Origin of the sequence: Burkholderia sp. Se-20373 (assembly GCF_017104705.1) — a bacterium.
In the GTDB taxonomy this organism is placed as follows: Bacteria; Pseudomonadota; Gammaproteobacteria; order Burkholderiales; family Burkholderiaceae; genus Burkholderia.
The window spans coordinates 23,821-30,870 of the sequence record NZ_JAAGPH010000100.1 but is presented as its reverse complement, the minus strand read 5'-3'; the positions used below and the strand labels follow the sequence as shown (position 1 = coordinate 30,870).

The following is a 7,050-nucleotide window of genomic DNA, read 5'->3' as shown; positions in this document are numbered from 1 at the left end:
GGTCGAACAGTCGGTGCACATCTACAACCATGAGCGACCGCATACGGCTCTGAAATACAAAACGCCCGATGCGGTGCATCGGGCGTTCTAGTGCCTGGATACTGTCAACCTATTCCAGGACTTGACATTTCGATCCTTTCGGAGCGGCCGGGCAAGCAGGCTCAGAAGCCCCAGTGCACGTCGGCTTCGCCGGCTTTCGCTTCACGCAGCATCGTGAGGAAGGGCGCAACGCGCTGCGCCAGGCTCGCCGGCACTTCGTGGTGCGCGTGATCGGCTTCGTCCTCGTGGAAATGGCCGGCGTGCTCGGCGCGTTCCTGCTTCGCCTGCGCAACCGCGCCTTCCAGCTTGGCGATCGCGTGGTCCAGCTCATCGTGCGTAATCACCCCGCGCTCGCCCAGCTGCTTGCCGACGAGACCCAGCACATACACGGCGAAATCCTTCAGCACGTCGAGATCCTGTGCCGCCTTGCTCTTGAACGTAATCATGACAATTCCCTTTTCATCTTGTTGTGCCTGCGCGGCGCGGTTGGGGAACGCCGGCAGACCGGCGTCCGGCCTCGCGGACGCGGGCCGCCTGAGCGGCATATTAGCACCTGTTAAAATTCTGCGATCCCTGAAACGCGCGCTTAAAAAGCGCGCCGGCGGGCCGGCGTTTCCGGCCGCCACCAACGAAGCCTTCTACCAGCATGCTGCCAGCACACAAACAGACCCTCGAAGCCCTGCTCGCGGATAGCGTCAAGCAGGTCGCACACGCGCTGAAAGGCGCCGACGCGGCGTCCGTCGCCCCCGTCATCACGCTGGAGCGCCCGAAGGTCGCCGCGCACGGCGACGTCGCGTGCAACGTCGCGATGCAGCTCGCGAAGCCGCTCGGCACGAACCCGCGCCAGCTCGCCGAGCAGATCGTCGCCGCCCTCACCGCCCAGCCGGGCGCGCGAGGCCTCGTCGAAGCCGCCGAGATCGCCGGCCCCGGCTTCATCAACCTGCGCCTGTCGGCCGCCGCGAAGCAGGCGGTGATCGCCGCCGTGTTCGACCAGGGCCGCGCGTTCGGCACGTCGGATCGCGAGAAAGGCAAGCAGGTGCTGCTCGAATTCGTGTCGGCGAACCCGACCGGCCCGCTGCACGTCGGCCACGGCCGCCAGGCCGCGCTCGGCGACGTGCTCGCGAACGTGATCGCGAGCCAGGGCTACGCGGTGCACCGCGAGTTCTACTACAACGACGCAGGCGTGCAGATCGGCAACCTCGCGATCTCGACGCAGGCCCGCGCACGCGGCCTGAAGCCGGGCGACGCGGGCTGGCCGGAAGCCGCGTACAACGGCGAATACATCGCCGACATCGCACGCGACTTCCTGAACGGCGAAACGGTCGCCGCGTCGGACGGCGAGCCGGTCAAGGGCACGGGCGACGTCGAGGATCTCGACGCGATCCGCAAGTTCGCGGTCACGTACCTGCGTCGCGAGCAGGACATGGATCTGCAGGCATTCGGCGTGAAGTTCGACCAGTACTACCTCGAGTCGTCGCTGTACAGCGAAGGCCGTGTCGAGAAGACGGTCGACGCGCTGATCCAGGCCGGCATGACCTACGAGCAGGACGGCGCGCTGTGGCTGCGCACGACCGACGAAGGCGACGACAAGGATCGCGTGATGCGCAAGTCGGACGGCACGTACACGTACTTCGTGCCGGACGTCGCATACCACGTGACGAAGTGGGAGCGCGGCTTCACGAAGGTGATCAACATCCAGGGTTCGGACCACCACGGCACGATCGCGCGCGTGCGCGCGGGCCTGCAGGGCCTGCACATCGGGATCCCGAAAGGCTACCCCGACTACGTGCTGCACAAGATGGTCACCGTGATGCGCGACGGCCAGGAAGTGAAGATCTCGAAGCGCGCGGGCAGCTACGTGACGGTGCGCGACCTGATCGAATGGTCGGGCGGCGCGGCGGCGGGCCAGGAAGCGGCGCCCGACCTGATCGACGAAGCGACGATCACGCGCGGCCGTGACGCGGTGCGGTTCTTCCTGATCTCGCGCAAGGCCGATACCGAGTTCGTGTTCGACATCGACCTCGCGCTGAAACAGAACGACGAAAACCCGGTCTATTACGTCCAGTACGCGCACGCGCGGATCTGCTCGGTGCTCAACGAGCTGAAAGCGCGCTACAACGTCGACGTCGCACAGCTGCCGGGCGCCGACCTGTCGCAGCTGACGAGCGCACAAGCGGCATCGCTGATGCAGAAGCTGGCCGAGTACCCGGACATGCTCACGCACGCGGCCAACGAACTGGCACCCCACGCGGTTGCGTTCTACCTGCGCGACCTCGCTGGCGAATTCCACTCGTTCTACAATGCGGAGCGCGTGCTGGTCGACGACGAAGCGCCACGCAATGCGCGCGCCGCACTCCTCGCCGCGACCCGGCAGGTGCTCGAGAACGGTCTGGCGGTGCTCGGCGTGTCCGCGCCCGCCAAGATGTAACGCAGCAAGCGGCCCGAGCCGGGCAGCGAATGGCTGCGGCAGGAGCGCCCGCCGCCGGATGCCCGCCGCCGGGTGCCCGTCGCAGCCTTTTCACGATTCTTTTTGCAGGTGACTCAAGCAATGGCACAACCACGCCGAACTTCGAAGCAATCGAAACAAGCCGGAGGGACATTTCTTGGAATCGTGCTGGGCCTGATCGTCGGCCTCGCGATCGCCGTGGTGGTGGCGCTCTACATCACGCGTTCCCCGTCGCCGTTCGTATCGAAGGTCGCGCCGCCGCCGGCCGACAACGGCGCGAGCCAGCCGCAGCAGTTCGATCCGAACCGCGCGCTGCAGGGCAAGACGCCGGGCCAGCCGGTGCCGCAGGCCGCGCAGCCCGCGCCGCCGAACACCGCGCCCGGCCAGGCCGCGAACCAGACCCAGGGCGGCCTGCTGCCCGAACCGCAGATCGTCGAAGTGCCGCCGCAGGCCAACGGGTCGAGCGGCTCGAACAACACGACCGCGTCGAACAACACGTCGTCGAGTAACGGCGTCGCCGTCGCGCCGAAGCCGGCCGACACCACGCCGCCGCCGAAGAAGACGCAGCAGGCGCAGCAGCAACAGCCGCAAGGCGGCGAGGACGACCTCGCCCGCTTCGCCGCGCAGAAGCAGGCGCAGCAAGCCGCCGCGCAAAAGCAGCAGCAACAGCAACTGGCCGCGAACACGCCGAAGCCGACCTCGTCGGCCGCGGCCGCCGCGACGGCAAAGCCGCCGACCGCGAACGACGCGAATACCGGCTACTTCCTGCAGGTAGGCGCGTACAAGACGGAAGGCGACGCCGAGCAGCAGCGCGCGCGCCTCGGCTTTCAAGGCTTCGAGTCCAAGGTGTCGAAGCGCGACGTCAGCGGCGTGACGTATTTCCGCGTGCGTGTCGGCCCGTTCTCGAAATTCGAGGATATGAACTCGGCTCGCCAGCGCCTGTCCGATGCAGGTGTCGACACGGCGGTGATTCGTTTCACGAAGCAGTAAGCAACCGGCCGAGCCCACTCAGAACCCGTTACGTTTCGTAACCCGAGCAACTGATTCGACGTTCACAACATGAAAAAACTGCTTAGCACGCTCCTTCTGTCCCTGGGTCTGGCCGCCGGCCTCGCGCAGGCTTCTCCCGCCGCACCGGTCGCCGGCAAGGACTTCGAGGTGATGAAGTCGCCGCAGCCGGTGTCCGCGCCGGCCGGCAAGGTCGAGGTGATCGAATTCTTCTGGTACGGCTGCCCGCACTGCTACGAATTCGAGCCGACGATCGAGGCCTGGGTGAAGAAACAAGGCAACAACATCGACTTCAAGCGCGTCCCGGTCGCATTCCGTGACGATTTCGTCCCGCACTCGAAGCTGTTCTATGCGGTGTCCGCGCTCGGCATCTCCGAGAAGGTCACGCCGGCGATCTTCAACGCGATCCACAAGCAGAAGAACTACCTGCTGACGCCGCAGGCGCAGGCCGACTTCCTGGCCACGCAGGGCGTCGACAAGAAGCAGTTCACGGACGCGTACAACTCGTTCAGCGTGCAGGGCGAAGTGAACCAGTCGGCCAAGCTGCTGAAGGACTACGCGATCGACGGCGTGCCGACGGTCGTCGTCCAGGGCAAATACAAGACGGGCCCCGCTTACACGAACAGCATCCCGGGTACCGCCCAGGTGCTCGACTTCCTCGTGAAGCAGGTTCAGGACAAGAAGCTCTGATCCCCGCCCGCGCGCCGGCATGACTACTCCGCTGAAGGTCTTCATCACCGGCGCATCGAGCGGCCTCGGCCTCGCGATGGCCGAGGAATACGCCCGCCAGGGCGCCACGCTCGCACTCGTCGCGCGCCGCACCGATGCCCTCGATGCGTTCGCGCGGCGCTTCCCGAAGCTGTCCATCTCCGTCTATTCCGCCGACGTGCGCGACGCCGATGCGCTCGCGACGGCCGCCGCGTCGTTCATCGCGACGCACGGCTGCCCCGACGTCGTGATCGCGAACGCCGGCATCAGCCAGGGCGCCGTCACGGGCCAGGGCGATCTCGCGGCGTTCCGCGACGTGATGGACATCAATTACTACGGGATGGTCGCGACGTTCGAGCCGTTCGTCGGCCCGATGACGGCCACGCGCCACGGCACGCTGGTCGGTGTCGCGAGCGTTGCCGGCGTGCGCGGGCTGCCCGGTTCCGGCGCGTACAGCGCGTCGAAATCGGCCGCGATCAAGTATCTCGAAGCGCTGCGCGTCGAGCTGCGGCCGGCCGGCGTCGGCGTCGTGACGATCGCGCCCGGCTACATCCGCACGCCGATGACCGCGCACAACCCGTACCGGATGCCGTTCCTGATGGACGCCGACCGCTTCGCCGCGCGTGCGGCCCAGGCGATCGCGCGGCAGCACGCGTTCCGCGTGATTCCGTGGCAGATGGGCGTCGTCGCGAAGGTGCTGCATGTGTTGCCGCGCTGGCTGTACGACCGCCTGTTCGAGAAGGCGCCGCGCAAGCCGAAGGCGGGCGCGCACTGACGCTCCGGTGAGCGCTCGGCCCGCGTGAAGCTGCGCGGGCCGTCTGTCCGTCTCTCCGTCTCTCTGTCCCACCGTCTCACCGCATCACCGCATCACCACACCGACGCCAGGCGGCTTCGACGCTTCGATTCACCACACGCCTGCACCGCTCCCGCGCCGCCCCCAACGCGTCGCTGCCCTGCATCCCCGGCGCCAGCGTTCCGCCGCCCGCCGCTTCCTTCGCCCCACTCGCCGCCCCAACACCCGTTCCGTCGCGAACGCAGCCGTTTTTCGGCCAATTCGCCGCGTTCAGGCGCCTTTTTTCACGCGCCGCGCGCTTTGACGGTATGCTATTCGCCAGCCGCGCCGGCCCTGCCTGCTTCCGGGCCGCGCCCGCATCCCGTCACCCAGCAAAAAACACAAGCCACGTGGGAGATCCTATGCAGGTCAAGCTGTTCGCCGCGGCCACGCTCGCCGCCGCCCTCGCCGCCCCCGGCCTCGCCGCCGCCAAGCCGCTCACCGTCTGCACGGAATCGAGCCCGGACGGCTTCGACGTCGTGCAGTACAACTCGCTCGTCACGACCAACGCGTCGGCCGACGTGATCTTCAACACGCTCGTGTCGTACGACGAAGCCGCGAAGAAGGTCGTGCCCGCGCTCGCCGACAAATGGGACGCGAGCGCCGACGGCCTCACGTACACGTTCCACCTGCGCCCGAACGTCGCGTTCCAGACCACCGAGTATTTCAAGCCGACCCGCGCGCTCGACGCGGACGACGTCGTGTTCACGTTCTCGCGGATGCTCGACGACGCGAATCCGTGGCACAAGGTGGCCGGCGCGAGCGGCTTCCCGCACGCGCAGTCGATGGGCCTCGTGAAGCTCGTGAAGTCGGTCACGAAGGTCGACGACAGCACCGTGAAGTTCGTGCTGAACGAGCCGAACGCGACGTTCGTGCCGATCCTGACGATGGGCTTCGCGTCGATCTACTCGGCCGAATACGCGGACCAGCTGCTGAAGGCCGGCAAACAGGCCGACCTGAACGCGAAGCCGGTCGGCACCGGCCCGTTCGTGCTGAAGAGCTACACGAAGGACGCGCTGATCCGCTACGACGTGAACCCGACCTACTGGGGCACGAAGCCGAAGGTCGACCGGCTGATCTATGCGATCACGCCCGATCCGTCGGTGCGGCTGCAGAAGGTGAAGGCCGGCGAATGCCAGATCGCGCTGTCGCCGAAGCCGCAGGACGTACTGGCCGCGAAGGGCGAAAGCGCGCTGAAGGTCGTGCAGACGCCTGCCTTCATGACCGCGTTCGTTGCACTGAACACGCAGAAGAAGCCGCTCGACAACGACAAGGTGCGCGAAGCGCTGAACCTCGCATTCGACCGCGCGACCTACCTGAAGGTCGTGTTCGACAACACCGCGACGGCCGCGAACAACCCGTATCCGCCGAACACGTGGAGCTACGCGAAGGACATCGCGCCGTATGCGTACGATCCGGCAAAGGCGAAGCAGCTGCTCGCGCAGGCCGGCTTCCCGAACGGCTTCTCGACGACGATCTGGACGCGTCCGACCGGCAGCGTGCTGAACCCGAATCCGAAGGTCGGTGCGGAGCTGCTGCAGGCCGACCTCGCGAAGATCGGCGTGAAGGCCGAGGTCAAGGTGATCGAATGGGGCGAGCTGATCAAGCAGGCAAAGCTCGGCCAGCATGACATGCTGTTCATGGGCTGGGCCGGCGACAACGGCGATCCGGACAACTACCTGTCGCCGCTGTTCAGCTGCAATGCGGTGAAGTCGGGCATCAACTTCGCGCGCTTCTGCGACACGCAGCTCGACAAGCTGATCGGCGACGGCAAGTCGACCGCCGACCAGGCCAAGCGCGCGAAGCTGTACGAAGCCGCGCAGAAGATCATCCACGACCAGGCGCTGTGGATTCCGCTCGGCTACCCGACCGCGGCCGCGCTCACGCGCACGAACGTGAGCGGCTATCACGTGAGCCCGTTCGGACGGCAGAACTTCACGACCGTCGCCGTGCAGTAACGCGACCCTCGCGCGTGGCGCGCAAGCGACGGTGCGTCCGACCGTCGCTTGCGGCCCGC

At 66.8% G+C, this 7,050-nt stretch carries 7 protein-coding genes; 6 read left to right on the top strand and 1 reads right to left on the bottom strand.

Annotated elements, in window-relative coordinates; translation table 11 throughout:
- Positions 1–91, top strand: a 91-nt coding sequence (locus tag G3N96_RS26850) for an integrase core domain-containing protein (protein WP_206139067.1), incomplete at its 5' end; no start/stop codon positions are given.
- 70 nt (positions 92–161) lie between these two features.
- Here the strand turns inward: G3N96_RS26850 and G3N96_RS26845 are convergent.
- The gene (locus tag G3N96_RS26845) at positions 162–485 is read right to left on the bottom strand and encodes a DUF1840 domain-containing protein (protein ID WP_089426439.1); all 324 of its coding nucleotides are present in this window, start codon (positions 483–485) and stop codon (positions 162–164) included.
- Between the two features lie 200 nt (positions 486–685).
- Here G3N96_RS26845 and argS point away from each other — a divergent pair, with 200 nt between their 5' ends.
- From argS to G3N96_RS26820, 5 genes are all read left to right on the top strand, one after another.
- Positions 686–2,467 (top strand): arginine--tRNA ligase, encoded by a 1,782-nt coding sequence (gene argS / locus G3N96_RS26840; RefSeq protein WP_206139066.1) that lies wholly within the window; start codon positions 686–688, stop codon positions 2,465–2,467.
- A gap of 120 nt (positions 2,468–2,587) precedes the next feature.
- Positions 2,588–3,475 carry an SPOR domain-containing protein gene (locus G3N96_RS26835; protein WP_206139065.1) on the top strand — a complete coding sequence of 296 codons (888 nt, stop codon included), beginning with the start codon at positions 2,588–2,590 and terminating at the stop codon, positions 3,473–3,475.
- A gap of 69 nt (positions 3,476–3,544) precedes the next feature.
- Positions 3,545–4,183, top strand: a complete 639-nt coding sequence (locus tag G3N96_RS26830; protein ID WP_085042702.1) for a thiol:disulfide interchange protein DsbA/DsbL — start codon at positions 3,545–3,547, stop codon at positions 4,181–4,183.
- Positions 4,184–4,202: 19 nt separating this feature from the next.
- Complete coding sequence (locus G3N96_RS26825) at positions 4,203–4,976, top strand: SDR family oxidoreductase (protein ID WP_089473634.1); 774 nt, start codon at positions 4,203–4,205, stop codon at positions 4,974–4,976.
- 419 nt (positions 4,977–5,395) lie between these two features.
- Positions 5,396–6,991, top strand: a complete 1,596-nt coding sequence (locus G3N96_RS26820) for an ABC transporter substrate-binding protein (RefSeq protein WP_206139064.1) — start codon at positions 5,396–5,398, stop codon at positions 6,989–6,991.
- The last annotated feature ends 59 nt before the right edge of the window (positions 6,992–7,050 follow it).